Origin of the sequence: Klebsiella sp. PL-2018 (genome assembly GCF_019048985.1) — a bacterium.
GTDB classification, from domain to species: Bacteria; Pseudomonadota; Gammaproteobacteria; order Enterobacterales; family Enterobacteriaceae; genus Klebsiella; species Klebsiella michiganensis.
The window spans coordinates 3498020-3517466 of record NZ_CP077673.1 but is presented as its reverse complement, the minus strand read 5'-3'; the positions used below and the strand labels follow the sequence as shown (position 1 = coordinate 3517466).

Below are 19447 nucleotides of genomic sequence, written 5' to 3'. Positions count from 1 at the left end.
GAGAGGTGGATGTGGGCCCGGTAATGTTGGATGTCGAAGGTTTTGAACTGGATGCGGAAGAGCGTGAGATTCTGGCGCATCCTTTGGTTGGCGGGCTGATCCTGTTTACCCGCAACTATCACGATCCGGCGCAGCTGCGTGAGCTGGTCCGCCAGATCCGCGAGGCCTCGCGCAACCATCTGGTGGTGGCGGTAGATCAGGAAGGCGGGCGCGTACAGCGTTTCCGCGAGGGCTTTACCCGCCTTCCCGCGGCGCAATCTTTCGCCGCGCTGCTCGGCATGGAGGAGGGCGGTAAGCTGGCCGCAGAGGCCGGCTGGCTGATGGCCAGCGAAATGATCGCCATGGATATTGATATCAGCTTTGCGCCGGTTCTGGACGTTGGGCATATCAGCGCCGCTATTGGCGAGCGATCCTATCACGACGATCCCGACAAAGCCCTGGCGATAGCTCGTCATTTTATTGACGGCATGCACGCCGCGGGAATGAAAACCACCGGTAAGCACTTTCCCGGACACGGCGCGGTGACGGCCGATTCCCATAAAGAGACGCCGCGCGATCCGCGCGCGGAAGCGGAAATTCGCGCCAGAGATATGGCCATCTTCCGTACGCTGATTGGCGAGCAGCGGCTTGATGCGATCATGCCCGCCCACGTCATCTACAGCGACGTTGACCCGCGTCCGGCCAGCGGATCTGCGCACTGGCTAAAAACGGTTCTGCGTGGTGAGCTGGGATTTGAAGGGGTGATTTTCTCTGACGATCTGTCGATGGAAGGGGCGGCGATTATGGGCAGCTACGCCGAGCGCGGCCAGGCATCGCTGGATGCGGGTTGCGATATGATCCTTGTCTGCAATAATCGTAAGGGTGCGGTCAGCGTGCTGGATAACCTGTCGCCGATCAAAGCAGAACGTGTTACGAAATTGTATCATAAAGGTTCCTTTAGCCGTCAGGCGTTAAGGGATTCCGCCCGCTGGAAGACGATCAGCGCGCAGCTTGAGCAGCTTCACGCGCGCTGGCAAGAGGCGAAATCCGCGTAATAAACCTGAAAGGCGTTGTTGTCTGGTGAGGATGCGATGATTATCTATTTACATGGTTTTGACTCAAACAGCCCCGGTAACCATGAGAAGGTGCTTCAGCTTCAGTTTATTGACCCCGATGTTCGGTTGATTAGCTACAGCACGCGGCATCCCAAACATGATATGCAGCACTTATTAAAAGAGGTCGATAAGATGCTGCAGCTGAGTGCCGACGATCGGCCGCTGATTTGCGGCGTGGGTCTCGGCGGCTTCTGGGCGGAGCGAATTGGCTTTCTTTGCGATATCCGCCAGGCCATTTTTAACCCGAACCTGTTTCCCAATGAAAACATGGAAGGGAAAATTGATCGGCCGGAAGAGTATGCGGATATTGCCACCAAATGCGTGAATAATTTCCGCGAAAAAAACCGCGATCGCTGCCTGGTGGTGCTATCTCGTCAGGACGAAGCGCTGAATAGCCAGCGTTCGGCGGACCTGCTGCACCATTACTATGAGATAATCTGGGATGAAGAACAGACCCACAAGTTCAAGAATATCTCCCCGCATCTCCAGCGCATAAAAGCCTTCAAAACCCTCGGCTAAACGCGCGCCGGCCCGCAATGTGAAAACATCGCGGGCTTTTTTTTATTCATTTTTGCGATTCTGCGCTCAAAAAATATGCGGTAAAACTTGATGCATATCAATTTTGGTATGACCAATGCACCGTTCATGTTATTCTCGATCTCGCTGAATGGTTTCACTGCCGTAACCTGTTGTTAATTAAAGGTTATATGTATAACTTTTAGTTAACAATTGGTTAATAATTTTAGGGGGTCGCGTGACTACGCCATTGAAAAAAATAGTGATTGTGGGTGGTGGTGCCGGTGGGCTGGAGCTGGCTACCCAGTTGGGTAAAAAGCTGGGCCGTAATAAAAAGGCCAAAATCACGCTGGTTGATCGTAACCACAGCCACCTGTGGAAACCGCTGCTGCATGAAGTGGCGACCGGTTCACTTGATGAAGGTGTAGACGCGCTGAGCTATCTTGCTCACGCCCGTAACCACGACTTCCAGTTCCAGCTGGGATCGGTGGTGGATATTAACCGTGAAACCAAAACGATCACCCTCGCCGAGCTGCATAACGAGAAGGGCGAGCTGCTGGTGCCCGAGCGTAAGCTGCCGTACGACACGCTGGTCATGGCGCTGGGAAGTACGTCGAACGACTTCAACACGCCTGGCGTGAAAGAGAACTGCATCTTCCTCGATAATCCGCATCAGGCGCGTCGTTTCCATCAGGAAATGCTGGATCTGTTCCTCAAGTATTCGGCGAACCTCGGGGCGAACGGCAAGGTGAATATCGCCATCGTCGGCGGCGGCGCGACCGGCGTTGAGCTGTCGGCCGAGCTGCACAATGCGGTGAAACAGCTGCACAGCTACGGCTACAAAGGTCTGACTAACGAAGCTCTGAACGTGACGCTGGTTGAAGCTGGCGAGCGTATTCTGCCCGCGCTGCCGCCGCGCATTTCCGGCGCCGCGCACAGCGAGCTGACCAAGCTTGGCGTCCGCGTATTGACCAAAACCATGGTCACCAGCGCCGATGCAAACGGTCTGCACACGAAAGAAGGCGAATTTATCAACGCTGACCTGATGGTCTGGGCGGCCGGGATTAAGGCGCCGGACTTTATGAAAGAGATTGGCGGTCTGGAGACTAACCGTATTAACCAGCTGGTGGTCGAACCGACGCTGCAAACGACGCGCGATGCGGATATTTACGCCATCGGCGACTGCGCGTCCTGCGCCCGCCCGGAAGGCGGTTTTGTCCCGCCGCGCGCTCAGGCTGCGCACCAGATGGCGACCTGCGCCCTGCACAATATTCTGGCGCAGATGAAAGGTAAGCCGCTGAAAGCTTATACCTATAAAGATCACGGTTCGCTGGTGTCGCTCTCTAACTATTCCACCGTGGGCAGCCTGATGGGCAACCTGATGCGCGGTTCAATGATGATCGAAGGTCGCATTGCGCGCTTCGTCTATATCTCTCTGTATCGCATGCACCAGATTGCGCTGCACGGCTACTTTAAAACCGGCCTGATGATGCTGGTAGGACGTATCAACCGCATTATTCGTCCGCGCCTGAAGCTGCATTAATGTCTCTGGGCGGCAAAGCCAGAAGGTTTTGTCCGCCCGTTTGCTTTTCGCATTAAGAGACTCATAACCAGAATATCCTCCTTTCCTTGCCGGGAAACCCTCTCAGATTCCTCCGAATCCCGTTGATTTGCCACACGTTCACGCACTTTTCATCCGCTTTCTTATTTGCAAGCCTGATGCCTGGATTGCAAAATTACGGGCAATAGCAACGAAGGAGGAAGTCCCGTGAATAAATCAATGTTGGCGGGTATAGGAATTGGCGTGGCTGCCGCGCTGGGCGTCGCAGCCGTTGCCGGTCTTAACGTGTTAGATCGCGGCCCGCAGTATGCACAGGTAGTATCCAGTACGCCGATAAAAGAGAGCGTCAAAACCCCGCGTCAGGAGTGCCGGAACGTCACCGTGACCCATCGTCGACCGGTGCAGGATGAAAACCGCATCGCCGGATCCGTGCTGGGCGCGGTGGCCGGTGGGGTTATTGGCCATCAGTTCGGCGGCGGACGCGGCCGCGACGTTGCCACCGTCGTGGGCGCGCTGGGCGGCGGCTATGCCGGTAACCAGATTCAGGGTTCAATGCAGGAAGGGGATACCTACACCACGACGCAGCAGCGCTGCAAAACGGTGTACGATAAATCAGAAAAAATGCTCGGCTACGATGTCACTTACAAAATCGGCGACCAGCAGGGCAAAATCCGTATGGATCGCGACCCTGGTACGCAAATCCCGCTGGACAGCAATGGCCAACTGATTCTGACTAACAAAGCGTAAAAAAGATGTGTATCTTTATTCGCCCCTCAGGCTCTCTGGCTGAGGGGCTTTTTTTATCAGAAGCTCAAAGCGTAGTTCAGGCCGAAGGTGCGTCCGCGACCTTTATACTCGTAGAGAGAGCTGCTGCCGTAGGTCGGGCTATACAGCAGCGGCGCGCGCTGGCCCCAGAGGGTGACATAATCTTCATTGAGCAGGTTCTCAATGCTGAAGGTCAGCTTGCCGAGAGGGAGCGCGTAGCTGCCGATAAAGTCTACCGTATTGTAGCCGTCGAGCTTATTGCCGCTGGCATCGCTGATATCAAACACCTGCTGGCTCTGCACCCGCAGCGACCACGGCTCCGGCGCCCAGCCAACCCACGCGGTGGCTTTTGACGGCGAGGCGAGAGTGACGTCCCACTTCTGCCAGCTACCGTCACTTTTCACCCGCGATTTCAGCACGTTAAAGTTAGCTCCGGCGCTCCAGTCGCTGTTCGGGAAGTAGTAGTCCACCGCGCCCTCTACGCCATAAATACGACGTTTATCGGACTGCACATCGATGGTCATATCGGTACGGTTAACGACGATCGTTTTATCGGAGGTCGAGTAGTAAGCCGCCAGCTGAGTGCGCAGATTATCGCCGGTGTAGCGCCAGCCCAGTTCGTACGAGTTAACTTTAATTCCCTGCAGCGGCGAATCGCCAACGTTCACGCTTGAGAGAAGCGGAAGATGGCCGTTGACCGCCGCGCCGTACTTACCGATGCCGTAGTATTTGCCCGGATCCGGCAGCTCAACGCCCTGGGAGAAGTTAAACCAGGTCTGCTGACGATCGGTGAGATGGGCGACAATCCCGGCGTTAAACAGGAAGTTGTCGTAATCGGTTTTTCCGCCCGGAATGGCATCCGCAGAGCTGACCTTGCCGCTGGCGACATCCTGCTGTTGGGCATAGCCGACAAAATCATCGACCCGGTTTTCCGTCCACTGATAACGTACGCCGCCGCTGATAGTGAAGATGTCGTTCAGGTCATAGCTGGACTGCAGGAACGGCGCCAGGTTGGTAATGCTGTAGCCGGGATAACGGCCGGTGGTGTAGATAGCCTGGTTATTCAGACCGCCGGAAGATATAGACTGGCCCAAATCGAAGAACATCTGATTGGCGTTGAAGGTTTCGTGGTCGGCGTCCACTCCCCAGGTCAGATCCCAGCCATCCAGCGGCTGGCTATTCAGGGTGATCTTCGCGCCGTACTGATCGGTATCCTGCTTTGAAGAGGAGAAGCTGCTGACCTGGCCTTTGCTGAGCGTAGGGAAAGGGTAAAAAGTCAGGGATTCATCACGATAATAGACCTGGCTGACCAGATTCTGGCCGAGGAAATCGGCATCGGAATACTGCAGGCTTATCAGGTGACGTTCGGTGCCGGGGACGCGGTCGGAGTTCAGGCCATCGGTGGTAAAGGCTTTGCCGTCGCCGGTCACCGCCGACATATTTTTCCCGAGGTACAGACCGTAATCGTCGCCCTGGCTTTTATAGTACTGGGTTACCAGCTGCAGCTGACGGTTCTCGTCAATCTCAATGGTTCCCGTTCCCATCACATCCAGACGGTCGGAATGTTGAAGCCCGGTCTGGGTATTATCAAGGATCAGCGCATCATTATTGCCATCATACCAGCCGCCAAAACGCTGATAGGCGACCGATAAACGGCCGGAAGCGTGGTCGGTACCGCCGCTGACCGCTGCCGCCACGCGTTCATCATGATCGTTGCTGTTGGCAAAACCGGTTTTGCTCCCCAGCTCCAGGTCGACCTGGCGCTCCTGCTGGCCCTTTTTGGTGACGATATTAATAAGGCCGCCGGTACTACCGCCGCCGTACAGCGATGTGGCGCCGGAGATCACCTCGATATGCTCAATGTTAAACGGATCGATAGAATCCAGCTGGCGGCTGTCGGTACGGGAGGAGTTAAGGCGAACGCCGTCAATCAGCACGACGATCGCGCGGCCGCGCATATTCATGCCGTAGTTGGTGCGTCCCTGGCTGCTGACGTCGATGCCGGGGATCAGCTGCGCCAGCACGTCTTTAAATTCTTTTCCGCCCTGAACTTGCTGTTCAATTTCCTGGCCTTCGATAACCCAGGTGGTCTGGGCCATTTCAGCGACGGTGCGGTGCGTTCGGTTTGCGCTGACGATCATGCTGTCATCAGCGGCCCAGGCGGGCAGGGCGGTTGCCAGCAGCAGTGGGTTAAGCACCCAGAGACGCTTGTTCATGCTCATTCCTTTTATGAGTTTATGCCCGTCATTCTTCAAGTTGCAGGTGTGTTGACTGCGGATTACTCGGCCCATCCATGGGCCTCGCCCCTACGGGGCCAGCGCTAGCGCAGATCAAGGCACAAGCGCCATGTCCTGCAACTCGAATTATTTAGGGCTTACGATATCGTTGTTTTCGTTATTCGGTACGGGCGTACCGGTTGTTACATGGTGAAATATACAGAAACGTTTAAGACTGAATTTTGCCCGTATTGATTATTGTTATCAATATCATTCTCGCGAAATGAACAAAATAAATGACTGAAAACATTGCGTTATGTAGGGATAAAGGGGAGGGGAACCGGTGGGGAGCCCACCGGTAAGCGAGGTCTTAGCGCTGAAGAACCTGGGGCCACAGACGCAGCGTGGTCTCGGCGATTTGCATGATTTTAGTGAAGTCGGCGCCTTCGCGGGCGCTGATCGACATGCCTTGTAATATGCAGTTGAGGAACTGCGCCAGCTGACGTACGTCACCGTCTGGCGGCAGCTCGCCGCGCAGCTGCCGCTGCTGGAGAAACTGCGTTAGCGTCTGTTCCTGCATTGCGTGCCGGGACTTAACGGTATTGGCGATATCGGTGGACGCCGCCGCCAGCGCTGCGGAGGTATTAATCATAAAGCAGCCTGCCGGCGTTTCTTTGCTGGTAAAGCAAGTCGCGACGGCGGTGAAGTAGTCGCGTAACGCCCGATCGACGCTTTTCTCTTCGTCAAAGAGGAGCGCTTCGTGCCTGGCGGCAAAACGCGCGATGTAGCGATCCAGCACCGCGCGAAACAACCCCTCTTTATTCACAAATTCCGCGTAAAGCGTAGGCGCTTTTGCGCCCGTCGCCTCCACTAAATCGGCGAGAGAGGTCGCTTCATAGCCGTGCTGCCAGAAGAGTGTCATGGCCTTATCCAGCGCCGCTTCCCTGTCGAACACTTTAGGTCGGCCACGGCTTTTTTTCGTGCAACTTTGAACGTCAGTTGTCATGGTGCCGCTGTACCTGTGTTGGTTTGTTGAAAGGGCATTATAAAAATAAACCTTACGTGCTACCAGCGATGTTGCTCTAAAAATAAATAATTCATATATGTATGAATTTTAAGCTGTTTATAAATAGTTAAACGGTCGTTATAAAAATAGTTTGACGTGTGATGTGGATCACATTATCATTTCCCTATCGATCGTTAATTAAATGCGTTCGCCCCCTACAAAAACATTCATCTGCACAGGTATAACAATCATGAAAAATGTTAAAACACTCGCTATCGCCGCTGTTCTTAGCTCACTCTCTTTCGCCAGCTTCGCCGCTGTAGAAGTTCAGTCAACGCCGGCGGGTCAGCATAAAATCGGTACCGTTTCCGCCTCAGCCGGGACCAACCTGGGTTCGCTGGAAGATCAGCTGGCGCAAAAAGCGGAAGAGATGGGCGCAACCTCTTACCGTATTACGTCCGTAACCGGTCCTAACACCCTTCACGGGACTGCGGTTATCTACAAATAATTTGTTGCGCTACCCCTGTTATGCCACTGACTACGCGCGGTTCTGACCCCCTTCAGCAGTCCGCGTGAAGTAAGAAGTACGTTGTTCTCTGACGAGAGGCGGTGCCCACCCCTTATATGGCGCCGCAACCCGCAGAAAAGCAGGACCCTGTTTGATTATTGCCATAAAAAAACCGCCTCAGTGAACTGAAGGCGGTTTTTTTTCGTCGGCAGTTTAGCGAACTAGAGCGACTGCTCCGTTACGCGATGGTGGCGGGTGACGTCAATCGGCATGCCCGAACGCAGCATCATCGCGCGTTCCATTACCTCGGTGTCGGTCAACTGTGCCTGCTTAAACGCCTGCATGCTGTCGGTAAGGGTAATGGGCAGCGTCTGCGGGTCGTCATCAATATGTTTTGACAGCGGCTGATGGACCTCCACCAGACGGGTGCCGTTCGGCTCCACGGACACCTTGATTGGCGTATTGATAATCGTCACCCTGGTGCCAGGGGTGATTTCGTTGTACAACGCTTTGATGTCGTCATCGCGCAGGCGAATACAGCCGGAGCTGACGCGCATGCCGATGCCGAAGTCGGCGTTGGTGCCGTGCAGCAGATACACGCCGCCGTACGCCGCCAGGCGAATAGCGTGGTGCCCCATGGGATTATCCGGGCCCGCGGGCATGACGGCAGGCAGGTCAATGCCCATTGCTTTATAGCGGGCGCGAATATTGGCCGTCGGCGTCCAGGTCGGGTTGGCGCGTTTGTCGGAGACGGTGGTGACCATTGTCGGCGTGATGGTATCGCCGCCGAGCTGACCAATGCCGATAGGATAAACGGTCACTTCACTTCTTCCTGGCGGATAGTAATAGAGGCGAAGTTCGGCCAGGTTAAGGACTAATCCTTCGCGCGGCGCGTCGGGTAGCAGGGTTTGCAGCGGAATCGTCAGCACGCTACCGGCTCGTGGAACATACGGATCCACCCCGGGGTTAGCCTGGAGCAGGGCCAGAAAACCGACGTTGTACTTTTTGGCGATCGCTTCGAGCGAGCCGCCGTTATTCTCAACGACATGAAACTGGTTTTGCCCGACCAGACGGCTGCCCGGAGGCGGCAGGGGCCAGGTATTGGCGCGAGCGGGCAGCGCCAGCGCGGCGGCGAAAGCCATCATCCCCAGCCAGAGAGAAATTCGCGTAAAGCTTTTCATTACCCTAATTCCATAATAAGTAAGTGGTTATTTTTATACGAAAAGTCCCTGAAATTATGGCGAAGAGAGTGTCTGGAAGTTCAGAGGGATTGCAAAATGTTTGTAAATTTTGCCGAACAAGTGGGGAGGGGCGGGATACGACGCACAGGCCGTATCCCGCTTGCTATCAGGCGGCGGCGTTCTCTTCGAGCTGGCGCATAAACTGGCGCACCCACTCCATCCGCGTTTTACGCTCGGCAAGGTCCTGCGTAAACTTGAGGCGCGTTGGGCCATCCAGGCGATAGTGCTGAGGCTGCTTTTGCAACAGGCCAATCAGCCACATCGGATTCACGTTATTCTTCTCGTTAAACTCAATGGTGCCGCCCTTTTCGTTGCTCTCCAGCTTGCGGATCCCCAGCTTCTGCGCCTGCTGGCGCAGTCGGGCGATATCGAGCAGGTTTCTTGCCGGGTCGGGCAGCAGGCCAAAGCGATCGATAAGCTCGACTTTGATCTCCTCCAGCTCATTCTCGTTCTTCGCGCTGGCAATGCGTTTGTAGAACGACAGGCGCGTATTCACATCCGGGATAAAGTCATCCGGCAGCAGCGACGGCATCCGTAGCTCAACTTCGGTCTGCTGACTGGTAAGATCCTCCAGCGAGGGTTCGCGGCCTGCTTTCAGCGCGTCAACGGCATTTTCCAGCAGCTCCATATAGAGGGAGAAGCCGATGGTTTCCATGGAACCGCTCTGATCCTCGCCCAACAGTTCACCCGCGCCGCGAATTTCGAGGTCATGCGTTGCCAGAGCGAAGCCAGCTCCGAGATCTTCCAGCGATGCAATAGCCTCAAGGCGTTTTTGCGCATCGGTGGTCATCGCCTTCGGATGCGGCGTCAGCAGCCAGGCATAAGCCTGATGGTGCGAACGACCGACGCGACCGCGCAGCTGGTGCAGCTGTGCGAGACCGAAGTGATCGGCGCGCTCAATAATAATGGTGTTCGCCGTTGGAATGTCGATCCCGGTTTCGATAATGGTGGTGCACACCAGCACGTTAAAGCGCTGGTGATGGAAATCGTTCATCACCCGTTCGAGTTCGCGCTCGCGCATCTGGCCGTGACCGATGGTAATGCGCGCTTCCGGCACCAGCTCCGCCAGCCTCTCGGCGGCTTTCTGGATGTTTTCCACGTCATTATAGAGGTAGTAAACCTGGCCGCCGCGCAGTACCTCACGCAGGATCGCCTCGCGGACCACCAGCGCGTCATATTCGCGGACGAAGGTTTTGACCGCCAGACGGCGGGCGGGCGGGGTGGCGATGATCGACAGATCGCGCATACCGCTCATCGCCATATTCAGCGTACGCGGAATAGGCGTGGCGGTCAGGGTCAGGATATCGACGTCGGCGCGCATCGCCTTGATGCGCTCTTTATGGCGCACGCCAAAGCGGTGCTCTTCATCAACAATCAGCAGGCCGAGATCGCGCAGCTTAACGTCCGGCTGCAGCAGTTTATGGGTGCCGATAAGAATATCGACTTTCCCTTCCGCGACCTGCTCGAGGATCTGCGCCTGCTCTTTGGCGCTACGAAAGCGCGAGAGCATCTCGATGCGCACCGGCCAGTTGGCGAAGCGATCGCGAAAGTTATCGAAGTGCTGCTGGGCGAGCAGGGTGGTCGGCACCAGCACTGCCACCTGCTTATGGTTTTCAACCGCCAGAAACGCGGCGCGCATCGCCACTTCCGTTTTGCCGAAGCCGACATCGCCGCACACCAGACGGTCCATCGCCAGCGGCTGACACATATCGCTCAGTACGGCGTTAATAGCCTGCGCCTGATCGGGCGTGGTCTCGAACGGGAAGCCGTCGCAGAACAGCTGATATTGCTCTTTATCATGTTTAAACGCGTAGCCCGCTTTCGCCGCGCGCTGGGCGTAGATATCCAGCAGTTCGGCGGCCACGTCGCGCACTTTCTCGGCGGCTTTCTGCCGCGCCCGCGCCCAGACGTCGCCGCCCAGTTTATGCAGCGGCGCATTCTCTTCCGCGCCGCCCGCATAGCGGCTAATCAGATGCAGCGACGACACCGGCACGTACAGTTTGGCATCGTTGGCGTAGGTCAGCATCAGGTATTCGCCATTGATGCCGCCCGCTTCAAGGGTGGTCATTCCGGCGTAGCGCCCAACTCCATGCTCAAGATGCACCACCGGTTGGCCGATATGCAGCTCCGCCAGGTTACGAATCAACGTATCGGGATTGATGGTTCGGCGAGAGTCCTGACGACGGCGCGCGACGCGCTCGCCCAGCAGGTCGCTTTCGCAAATCAGCGCCAGATTACGCTGGCTATCGACGAAACCATGCTCGGCGGCGCCGATCATCAGATAGCAGCCATTACCCGTCGCCTCTTCAAGACGCAGGATATGCTTTGGCGCGATCTTAATACGCGCCAGCATTTCGCCAAGCGCCTCTCGACGCCCCTCGCTCTCGACCGAAAAAATCACCGGCCCGCTGAAGGACTCGAGGAATCGGCGCAGGTTATCCAGCGGCGCTTTGTTCTGCGCCTGGATCGCCAGCTCGGGTAATTTCTGATAACCGAGATTGGTGTTGGCGGCTTTTTCCGCCAGACGCTCGGTTTTGAGCTGGACGCGCGGCCATTTTTTGAGCTCGCTAAACAGCTCATCGCTGCGCAGCCACAGCTGTTCCGGCGGCAAAAGCGGGCGCATCGGGTCGACGCCGCGGTTTTCAAAGCGGGCGCGGGTTTCGTTCTGGAAGCGTTCGGCGCTGGCCTCCAGATCGCCGGTATTAACGATCAGCGTTTTCGCCGGGAAATAGCTGAACAGCGGCGGCAGCGGCTCGTTAAAGAACAGCGGCTGCCAGTATTCGATTCCCGCGGGCAGCGTGCCTTTACTAACCTGCTGATAAATATGCTCGGCGTCGCGTTTGACCTCAAAGCGGTCGCGCCACTGGCTGCGGAATAGCTCGATAGCGGCCTGATCCGTCGGGAATTCGTGCGCCGGAAGCAGGTTAATGCTGGCGACTTCCTCCAGCGTACGCTGGCTGTCGACGTCGAACAGACGCAGGCTGTCTATCTCATCATCAAAAAAATCGAGACGGTAGGGCTGCTCGCTGCCCATAGGAAAAAGGTCAAGCAATGCGCCGCGCGTGGCGTACTCGCCGTGCTCCATCACCTGGTCGACGTGACGATAGCCGGCGCTATCCAGCTGGGAGCGCAGCGCATCCCGCGACAGGCGCTGGCCTTTTTTCATCACCAGCGCGTGGCCGTGGAGGAAATTATGCGGACAGACGCGCTGCATCAGGGTGCTGACCGGGATAATCAGTACGCCGCGTTCCATGGTCGGGAGCTGGTACAGGGTGGCGAGACGGGAAGAGATAATGTCCTGGTGCGGGGAAAAGCTATCGTAGGGGAGGGTTTCCCAATCCGCCAGGCCCGCCACCATGCTATCGGTAAACTGCCTGATTTCATCATTCAGACGCAGGGCGTTTTGCATATCGGGGGCAATCAGTACCACCGGTCCGCCGTGGCGCTCGGCCATTTCCGCCACCAGAGTGGCGCAGGCCGCGCCGGTCAGTTCGCCAATCTGGCGCTGATCGCCGGCTTTAACCGGCAGAGAGTATCGGTATTGTTCAGGCATAGACGGTATCATGATCTCTTGGGTATTCGCTCTGCCGATATGGAGGGCAACTCGCTGATATTCAATAGTGAGATTATCCGCGATCGACCCGGATTCGCCAACCCGTATCGCAAACATCCTGTCGTGGCCAAAAATGTAACGAACTCCGATAAGCGTAAAGTTAAATAATGACTTACCTGTCTATCTTGTTGTTTATATTGATGTTTTGCTGTTTTTGTCAATAAAATCTACAGGTATCAGTCATTTACGCTGCCCATAATCGCTTATATACTCGGGCATCGGCTATCAGCAATCAGATGGATTACATGTATCAACCTGCCGCACTCTTTATCGGCCTTCGCTATATGCGTGGGCGCGCAGCCGACCGCTTCGGTCGTTTCGTCTCCTGGCTTTCGACCATCGGCATTACGCTTGGCGTGATGGCGCTGGTGACCGTTCTTTCGGTGATGAACGGCTTTGAACGCGAGCTGCAAAACAACATCCTGGGGCTGATGCCGCAGGCCATTCTTAGCGCCAAGCAGGGGTCTGTAAACCCGCAACAGCTGCCGGAAAGCGCGGCCAGATTACAGGGGGTCACCCGCGTGGCGCCGCTGACCACCGGCGATGTGGTGCTGCAAAGCGCCCGCAGCGTGGCGGTCGGCGTGATGCTCGGCATCGACCCGGCGCAAAAAGATCCCCTGACGCCCTACCTGGTTAACGTCAAGCAGAGCGATCTGCAGGCCGGCAAGTATAACGTCATCCTGGGTGAACAGCTGGCAGGACAGCTGGGCGTCAATCGCGGCGATCAAATCCGCGTGATGGTGCCTTCCGCCAGCCAGTTTACCCCGATGGGGCGGCTTCCCAGCCAGCGCCTGTTTAACGTAATCGGTACCTTTGCCGCCAGCAGTGAAGTCGATGGTTATCAAATGTTGACCAACATCGACGACGCCTCGCGCCTGATGCGCTACCCGCAGGGAAATATTACCGGCTGGCGGCTGTGGCTGAATCAGCCTTTACAGGTGGATACCCTCAGCCAGCAGACGCTGCCGGAAGGGACCAAATGGCAGGACTGGCGCGAGCGTAAAGGCGAACTGTTCCAGGCCGTGCGGATGGAAAAAAATATGATGGGCCTGCTGCTGAGCCTGATCGTCGCCGTCGCCGCCTTTAACATCATTACCTCTCTGGGAATGATGGTGATGGAAAAGCAGGGCGAGGTGGCGATTCTCCAGACCCTCGGCCTGACGCCGCGGCAGATCATGCTGGTCTTTATGGTTCAGGGGGCCAGCGCCGGGATCGTCGGCGCGCTGCTTGGCGCCGGGCTGGGCGCGCTGCTGGCCAGCCAGCTGAATAATTTGATGCCGATTATCGGCGCGTTCCTCGACGGCGCCGCGCTGCCGGTGGCCATTGAGCCGCTGCAGGTCATTGTGATTGCCCTGGTGGCAATGGTGCTGGCATTACTCTCTACGTTGTATCCTTCATGGCGCGCTGCCGCCACTCAACCCGCTGAGGCTTTACGTTATGAATAAGATCCTGCTGCAATGCGACAACCTGTGCAAACGCTATCAGGAAGGCACCGTGCAAACCGACGTGTTGCATGATGTCAGCTTCAGCATTGAGGAGGGCGAGATGATGGCGATTGTCGGTACCTCCGGTTCCGGCAAAAGTACGCTGCTGCATCTGCTTGGCGGGCTGGATACGCCGACCTCCGGCGACGTTATCTTTTCCGGCCAGCCGATGAGCCAGCTCTCCGCCGCCGCCCGCGCCGATCTGCGCAACCGCGAACTGGGCTTTATCTATCAGTTTCACCACCTCTTACCGGATTTCACCGCGCTGGAAAACGTGGCGATGCCGCTGCTGATTGGTAAGCAGAAGGCGGCGGATATCGAGCGGCAGGCGAAAGCGATGCTGCGCGCCGTCGGGCTTGAGCACCGCAGCGACCACCGTCCGTCGGAGCTCTCCGGCGGCGAGCGTCAGCGCGTTGCGATTGCCCGCGCGCTGGTCAATAAACCGCGCCTGGTGCTGGCGGACGAGCCCACCGGTAACCTTGACGCCCGCAACGCCGACAGCATTTTTCAGCTGCTTGGCGAGCTGAACGTGGCGCAGCGTACCGCCTTCCTGGTGGTGACCCACGACCTGCAGCTGGCAAAACGCATGAGCCGCCAGCTGGAGATGCGCGACGGGCGCCTGACAGCCGAACTCTCCCTGATGGGGGCTGAGTAATGGCTTCTCCGTTATCGTTATTGATTGCCCTGCGCTTCAGCCGTGGACGGCGGCGCGGTGGGATGGTGTCGCTGATTTCGGTTATTTCGACGATCGGTATCGCGCTGGGCGTGGCGGTGTTGATCGTTGGCCTGAGCGCGATGAACGGCTTTGAACGCGAGCTCAACAACCGCATTCTGGCGGTGGTCCCGCACGGTGAGATTGAACCGGTGAACCAGCCGTGGAACAACTGGAACGAGGCGCTGGCGAAGGTTGAGAAGGTCAAAGGCATCGTTGCCGCGGCGCCATATATTAACTTCACCGGGCTGGTGGAGAGCGGCAGTAATATGCGCGCCATCCAGGTGAAAGGCGTTGACCCGCAGCAGGAGAGCCGTCTCAGTTCGCTGCCCAACTTTGTGCAGAACAATGCGTGGGCCAGCTTTAAAGCCGGCGAACAGCAGGTGATCCTTGGTAAAGGCGTCGCCGATGCCCTGCACGTTAAGCAGGGGGACTGGGTGTCAATTATGATCCCTAACTCCGATGCCGAGCATCAGCTGCTGCAGCCAAAGCGCGTCAGGCTTCACGTCGCCGGTATTTTGCAGCTCAGCGGTCAGCTTGATCATAGTTTTGCCATGATTCCCATGCAGGATGCGCAGCAGTACCTTGATATGGGCAGCAGCGTGACGGGGATCGCCATCAAAGTGACCGACGTGTTTCATGCCAACACCCTGGTACGCGATGCGGGCCAGGTGACCAATAGCTACGTTTATATCAAGAGCTGGATAGGCACCTACGGCTATATGTACCGGGACATTCAGATGATCCGCGCCATTATGTACCTGGCGATGGTGCTGGTGATTGGCGTGGCCTGCTTTAACATCGTCTCGACCCTGGTGATGGCGGTGAAAGATAAAAGCGGCGATATTGCGGTGCTGCGCACGCTTGGCGCAAAAGACGGGCTGATCCGCGCGATTTTCGTATGGTATGGTTTACTTGCCGGTTCGGTAGGGAGCCTGATTGGGGTGGCGATTGGCGTTATCTGCGCCTTTAAGCTGACCGCAATCATTAACGGTATTGAGAACCTGATCGGGCATAAATTCCTCTCCGGCGACATCTATTTTATTGACTTCCTGCCGTCTGAACTGCACTGGCTGGACGTCGTTTACGTGCTGGTGACGGCACTGTTGCTGAGTTTGCTGGCCAGCTGGTATCCCGCCCGCCGCGCCAGCCGCATTGACCCGGCGAGGGTGCTGAGTGGCCAGTAATTTATCGTCATGGTCGGCTTTGCTGACCAGTAAAGAGGAATTGCTGAAATGTACTATGGATTTGACATTGGCGGCAGCAAGATAGCGCTGGGCGTATTTGATAAAGCGCGGCGGCTGCAGTGGGAAAAACGCGTCGCCACGCCGAAAGAGAGCTACGAAGCATTTTTGCAGGCGGTAGAGGAGCTGGTTGAAGAAGCCGACCAGCGCTTCGGCTGCCAGGGCTCGGTGGGCATCGGTATTCCGGGCATGCCGGAGACGGAAGACGGCACGCTCTACGCCGCCAACGTGCCCGCCGCCAGCGGCAGGCGGCTGCGGGCCGATCTGAGCGAACGTCTGGGCCGCGATGTGCGGCTTGATAACGACGCCAACTGTTTTGCCCTCTCCGAAGCGTGGGATGACGAGTTCACCCAATATCCGCTGGTGATGGGGATGATCCTCGGCACCGGGGTTGGCGGGGGGCTGGTGCTCAACGGAAAATCGATTACCGGGCATCGCTATATTACCGGCGAATTCGGCCATATCCGCCTGCCAGTGGATGCGCTGGAGGTGGTGGGACGCGATTTTCCGCTTACGCGCTGCGGCTGCGGCCAGCTGGGCTGCATTGAAAATTACCTTTCCGGACGCGGCTTCGCCTGGCTGTATGAACATTTTTACCAACACGCTTTAACCTCGCCCGAGATCGTCGCGCTATGGCAGCAGGGCGACGCGAAGGCGCGCGAGCACGTCGAGCGCTATCTCGATTTACTGGCGGTATGCCTGGGCAATATTTTAACGATTGTCGACCCGGATCTGCTGGTGCTTGGCGGTGGATTGTCTAACTTTACAGCAATAACCGAAGGGCTGGCGCAGCGCCTGCCGCGACATCTGCTTCCCGTTGCCAGCGTGCCGCGCATTGAGCGCGCGCGCCATGGCGATGCCGGAGGCATGCGCGGTGCGGCCTTCCTTCATCTGACTCAATAACGACAGAGGTAGCTATGCAGTCGCGCCGCTTACATCGATTAAGCCGATTTCGCCGCAATAAGCGTCGGTTACGAGACCGTCTGCGTCAGCGGATTTTCTTCGGCGAAGATAAGGAGACCCCTGAAACGATGGAAAAACCAAGAGTCGTGGTGCTAACCGGCGCGGGTATTTCGGCAGAGTCGGGAATTAAAACCTTCCGCGCCGCCGATGGCCTGTGGGAAGAGCATAGGGTGGAAGACGTGGCGACGCCGGAAGGCTTCGCCCGCGATCCGGCGCTGGTGCAGGCGTTTTACAATGACCGCCGTCGTCAGCTGCAAAGTCCGGACATTGCGCCCAACGCGGCGCATCAGGCGCTGGCGCGGCTGGAAGAGGCGCTGGGCGATCGTTTTCTGCTGGTCACCCAGAATATCGATAATCTGCACGAGCGCGCGGGCAATCGCCGGGTGATTCATATGCACGGCGAGCTGCTGAAGGTGCGCTGCTCGTGGAGCGGCCAGGTGCTGGCGTGGACCGGCGATGTGACGACGGAGGACAAATGCCACTGCTGCCAGTTCCCCGCGCCGCTGCGCCCGCACGTGGTGTGGTTCGGCGAGATGCCGCTGGATATGGATGAGATCTACCTTGCGCTGGCCGAGTGCGATATCTTTATCGCCATCGGCACTTCCGGGCACGTTTATCCGGCGGCAGGCTTTGTTCACGAAGCGCGGCTGCAGGGCGCCCATACGGTAGAGCTCAACCTCGAGCCAAGCCAGGTGGGCAGCGAATTTGCCGAAAAACACTATGGCCTGGCAAGCGAAGTGGTGCCGGAGTTTATAGGCAAGCTACTGAAAGCGTTTTAACGTTTTAGCGCAGCGGCTTTCTGCTGCTGGCGCGGACCTTCAGGCTGGAGGGGAGCTCAATGGCGCTCTCCAGCGTATTTCCAGCCAGTAAATCCAGCAGCGTTTTACCAGCAACGGTTCCCGCCTCGCTCCATGGAAACTCTACCGCAGTTAACGCCGGCGAGCAGACCGCGGCAAGCGTACCGCCGCTAAGGCTGGCCAACGCCAGGGTATCCGGAACCTTAATTCCCGCGTTATGACAGGCCATAATACAGCCGCAGGCCAGCTCGTCCGAGGTACAGATCAGCGCATCCAGCTCTGGCCAGGTGATGCGAATATCATTCAGCAGATTGAAACCGGTGGTGATCCCTGAAGGTAAATGCGGCGTCACTACCCGGTGCGGAGAGTGGTTGATTGAGAGCATTGCACTATTCCAGCCGCTTAATACCTGCCTGAACATGATGTTGTTTGACGCCGTGCAGAGTAAACCAAGGTTTTTATAGCCCGCCTGTGCCAGCGATGAGACCAGTTTTTTTAGCGCGGCGGAGTAGTCTACTCCAATGCTAATACCGGCCGTTTCGTGGTTAATCGCGCCGATTTCTACCATCGGTATACCGGCATTCATCAGCATCTGCGAACAGCTGTCAACGTTATCGATATTGAACTGAACGATTGCCGCCGGATTATAGGCCAGCATCTGCCGAAAAGCCTTCTCTTCACTTTGCCCGCCCTGACCAGATTCGATAAACATCATGGTATAGCCCTGAGGTGCGAGGACGGTTTGTAGCGTTTCCGAGGCGGCGATAAAACCGGGCGATGAAAAAGAGGGGACAACGCCCATAACCAGCGTTGAGTCCGCTGAAGCCAGGCTTCGGGCCTGCAAATTGGGCACATAGCCGAGTTCGCTGACCGCGGCTTCGATGCGCGTGCGTAGTTCTGGGTTGACCTTTTCAGGCATACGTAACGCGCGGGATACGGTCATAGTACTGACGCCCACCAGCTTTGCGACTTCTGCCAGCGTGATTTTGCCGGTGTTCTTTCTGCGTTTTTCTTTTGCGCCGTCATCCGTTTGTAACGTCTGCACTGATTTCCTCCTGTTTACCCAATCGCACCGGTCTATTGTAAATGATGGCGAGCGACCAGGGCACTACTAATGCTCATGCGTAAAGCTCACCAGGAGTATGGTTAATAAAGTTAGCGGTAACAAGTATTTTAACATTTTATCGTGTTAGCGCTAACTTTGCGATACAGATCACGGTAAGTCCGGAAAGTATTCCACTATAGTAGGCCCACATTGAAATAGAGCGGGGGATTTATGATTTCCACCTGGTTAACAGAAAAGAAGATTCAAATCGTTGATAGCGTCAGCGACTGGAAACAGGCGATTACTATTTCTGCGCAGCCGTTGCTAGTCGATGAATCAATTAATGAAAACTATGTTGAAGCTATTTTTCGTAGCCATGAAGAATTAGGTCCGTATTATGTTTTAGCCCCCGGTCTGGCAATGCCTCACGCACGCCCGGAGCAGGGAGCTAAAAAAAATGGGTTATCCTTATTGCACATAAAGGAAGGCGTTTCTTTTGATGCTGATGAAAATGATCCCATCTTTGTCGTGATTATGCTATGCGCGGTTTCTGGCGATGAACATATCCGAATGATTACCGCGCTGGCGGAAAATTTCTGCGACGAAGCGTGTCTTGATGGCCTGCTTAAGGCATCGACGAAAGAAAAAATAAACAATATTATCAATGGTTAATGAGGTTTGT

Annotated in this window: 16 protein-coding genes and 1 pseudogene; 12 read left to right on the top strand and 5 right to left on the bottom strand. The window is 56.5% G+C overall.

Annotation, left to right across the window (positions count from 1 at the left end):
• The first annotated feature begins 23 nt into the window (after positions 1 to 23).
• The 4 genes from nagZ to MKleb_RS16360 all read left to right on the top strand — a co-directional run bounded on the left by nagZ (position 24) and on the right by MKleb_RS16360 (position 3918).
• Positions 24 to 1034: a beta-N-acetylhexosaminidase gene (gene nagZ, locus MKleb_RS16375; RefSeq protein ID WP_029946910.1), complete on the top strand. Its 1011-nt coding sequence runs from the start codon at positions 24 to 26 to the stop codon at positions 1032 to 1034.
• A gap of 36 nt (positions 1035 to 1070) precedes the next feature.
• Positions 1071 to 1613: an alpha/beta hydrolase YcfP gene (ycfP, locus tag MKleb_RS16370; RefSeq protein ID WP_004849931.1), complete on the top strand. Its 543-nt coding sequence runs from the start codon at positions 1071 to 1073 to the stop codon at positions 1611 to 1613.
• Positions 1614 to 1848: 235 nt separating this feature from the next.
• Positions 1849 to 3153 (top strand): NAD(P)/FAD-dependent oxidoreductase, encoded by a 1305-nt coding sequence (locus MKleb_RS16365; protein ID WP_004849932.1) that lies wholly within the window; start codon positions 1849 to 1851, stop codon positions 3151 to 3153.
• 225 nt (positions 3154 to 3378) lie between these two features.
• Entirely contained in the window at positions 3379 to 3918 is a 540-nt protein-coding gene (locus MKleb_RS16360; RefSeq protein ID WP_004131424.1) for a glycine zipper 2TM domain-containing protein, read from the top strand.
• A 56-nt stretch (positions 3919 to 3974) separates the two neighbouring features.
• Here MKleb_RS16360 and MKleb_RS16355 read toward each other — a convergent pair whose 3' ends face one another.
• Both MKleb_RS16355 and MKleb_RS16350 read right to left on the bottom strand, forming a co-directional pair.
• Positions 3975 to 6152, bottom strand: a complete 2178-nt coding sequence (locus tag MKleb_RS16355; RefSeq protein ID WP_217076001.1) for a TonB-dependent siderophore receptor — start codon at positions 6150 to 6152, stop codon at positions 3975 to 3977.
• Positions 6153 to 6522: 370 nt separating this feature from the next.
• Entirely contained in the window at positions 6523 to 7158 is a 636-nt protein-coding gene (locus MKleb_RS16350; protein ID WP_004849937.1) for a TetR/AcrR family transcriptional regulator, read from the bottom strand.
• A gap of 250 nt (positions 7159 to 7408) precedes the next feature.
• Here MKleb_RS16350 and bhsA point away from each other — a divergent pair, with 250 nt between their 5' ends.
• The gene (gene bhsA / locus MKleb_RS16345) at positions 7409 to 7666 is read left to right on the top strand and encodes a multiple stress resistance protein BhsA (protein WP_004131427.1); all 258 of its coding nucleotides are present in this window, start codon (positions 7409 to 7411) and stop codon (positions 7664 to 7666) included.
• Positions 7667 to 7887: 221 nt separating this feature from the next.
• Here the strand turns inward: bhsA and ldtC are convergent, their stop codons facing one another.
• Together ldtC and mfd are read right to left on the bottom strand one after the other, a co-directional pair.
• Positions 7888 to 8847: a L,D-transpeptidase LdtC gene (ldtC, locus tag MKleb_RS16340; protein ID WP_217076000.1), complete on the bottom strand. Its 960-nt coding sequence runs from the start codon at positions 8845 to 8847 to the stop codon at positions 7888 to 7890.
• 166 nt (positions 8848 to 9013) lie between these two features.
• A complete protein-coding gene (gene mfd / locus MKleb_RS16335; RefSeq protein WP_025106919.1) occupies positions 9014 to 12460 on the bottom strand; it encodes a transcription-repair coupling factor in 3447 nt (1148 codons plus the stop codon).
• 39 nt (positions 12461 to 12499) lie between these two features.
• Between mfd and MKleb_RS30320 the strand changes: the two are divergent.
• The 6 genes and pseudogenes from MKleb_RS30320 to cobB all read left to right on the top strand — a co-directional run.
• Positions 12500 to 12565, top strand: a pseudogene (locus MKleb_RS30320) (hypothetical protein); the annotation flags it as partial.
• A gap of 200 nt (positions 12566 to 12765) precedes the next feature.
• Positions 12766 to 13965, top strand: a complete 1200-nt coding sequence (lolC, locus tag MKleb_RS16330; protein WP_004849945.1) for a lipoprotein-releasing ABC transporter permease subunit LolC — start codon at positions 12766 to 12768, stop codon at positions 13963 to 13965.
• Complete coding sequence (lolD, locus tag MKleb_RS16325; protein WP_014228855.1) at positions 13958 to 14659, top strand: lipoprotein-releasing ABC transporter ATP-binding protein LolD; 702 nt, start codon at positions 13958 to 13960, stop codon at positions 14657 to 14659. Before lolC ends, lolD begins: the two co-directional genes overlap by 8 nt.
• The gene (gene lolE, locus MKleb_RS16320; protein WP_014228856.1) at positions 14659 to 15903 is read left to right on the top strand and encodes a lipoprotein-releasing ABC transporter permease subunit LolE; all 1245 of its coding nucleotides are present in this window, start codon (positions 14659 to 14661) and stop codon (positions 15901 to 15903) included. Before lolD ends, lolE begins: the two co-directional genes overlap by 1 nt.
• A gap of 48 nt (positions 15904 to 15951) precedes the next feature.
• Complete coding sequence (gene nagK / locus MKleb_RS16315; protein WP_025106920.1) at positions 15952 to 16863, top strand: N-acetylglucosamine kinase; 912 nt, start codon at positions 15952 to 15954, stop codon at positions 16861 to 16863.
• A gap of 14 nt (positions 16864 to 16877) precedes the next feature.
• Positions 16878 to 17702 (top strand): Sir2 family NAD+-dependent deacetylase, encoded by an 825-nt coding sequence (cobB, locus tag MKleb_RS16310; RefSeq protein WP_025106921.1) that lies wholly within the window; start codon positions 16878 to 16880, stop codon positions 17700 to 17702.
• Positions 17703 to 17706: 4 nt separating this feature from the next.
• On the opposite strand, the gene MKleb_RS16305 is transcribed toward cobB, so the two are convergent.
• The gene (locus MKleb_RS16305; RefSeq protein ID WP_025106922.1) at positions 17707 to 18765 is read right to left on the bottom strand and encodes a LacI family DNA-binding transcriptional regulator; all 1059 of its coding nucleotides are present in this window, start codon (positions 18763 to 18765) and stop codon (positions 17707 to 17709) included.
• Positions 18766 to 18996: 231 nt separating this feature from the next.
• Here MKleb_RS16305 and MKleb_RS16300 point away from each other — a divergent pair, with 231 nt between their 5' ends.
• On the top strand, positions 18997 to 19437 hold the full coding sequence (locus MKleb_RS16300; RefSeq protein ID WP_217075998.1) for a PTS sugar transporter subunit IIA: 441 nt from the start codon (positions 18997 to 18999) through the stop codon (positions 19435 to 19437).
• Positions 19438 to 19447 lie beyond the last annotated feature (10 nt).

Coding starts and splice junctions, on each gene's coding strand:
- nagZ (WP_029946910.1), top strand. CDS start 24: ATGTTGGATGTCGAAGGTTTTGAACTGGATGCGGAAGAGCGTGAGATT.
- ycfP (WP_004849931.1), top strand. CDS start 1,071: ATGATTATCTATTTACATGGTTTTGACTCAAACAGCCCCGGTAACCAT.
- MKleb_RS16355 (WP_217076001.1), bottom strand. CDS start 6,152: ATGAACAAGCGTCTCTGGGTGCTTAACCCACTGCTGCTGGCAACCGCC.
- MKleb_RS16350 (WP_004849937.1), bottom strand. CDS start 7,158: ATGACAACTGACGTTCAAAGTTGCACGAAAAAAAGCCGTGGCCGACCT.
- bhsA (WP_004131427.1), top strand. CDS start 7,409: ATGAAAAATGTTAAAACACTCGCTATCGCCGCTGTTCTTAGCTCACTC.
- ldtC (WP_217076000.1), bottom strand. CDS start 8,847: ATGAAAAGCTTTACGCGAATTTCTCTCTGGCTGGGGATGATGGCTTTC.
- mfd (WP_025106919.1), bottom strand. CDS start 12,460: ATGCCTGAACAATACCGATACTCTCTGCCGGTTAAAGCCGGCGATCAG.
- lolC (WP_004849945.1), top strand. CDS start 12,766: ATGTATCAACCTGCCGCACTCTTTATCGGCCTTCGCTATATGCGTGGG.
- lolD (WP_014228855.1), top strand. CDS start 13,958: ATGAATAAGATCCTGCTGCAATGCGACAACCTGTGCAAACGCTATCAG.
- lolE (WP_014228856.1), top strand. CDS start 14,659: ATGGCTTCTCCGTTATCGTTATTGATTGCCCTGCGCTTCAGCCGTGGA.
- nagK (WP_025106920.1), top strand. CDS start 15,952: ATGTACTATGGATTTGACATTGGCGGCAGCAAGATAGCGCTGGGCGTA.
- cobB (WP_025106921.1), top strand. CDS start 16,878: ATGCAGTCGCGCCGCTTACATCGATTAAGCCGATTTCGCCGCAATAAG.
- MKleb_RS16300 (WP_217075998.1), top strand. CDS start 18,997: ATGATTTCCACCTGGTTAACAGAAAAGAAGATTCAAATCGTTGATAGC.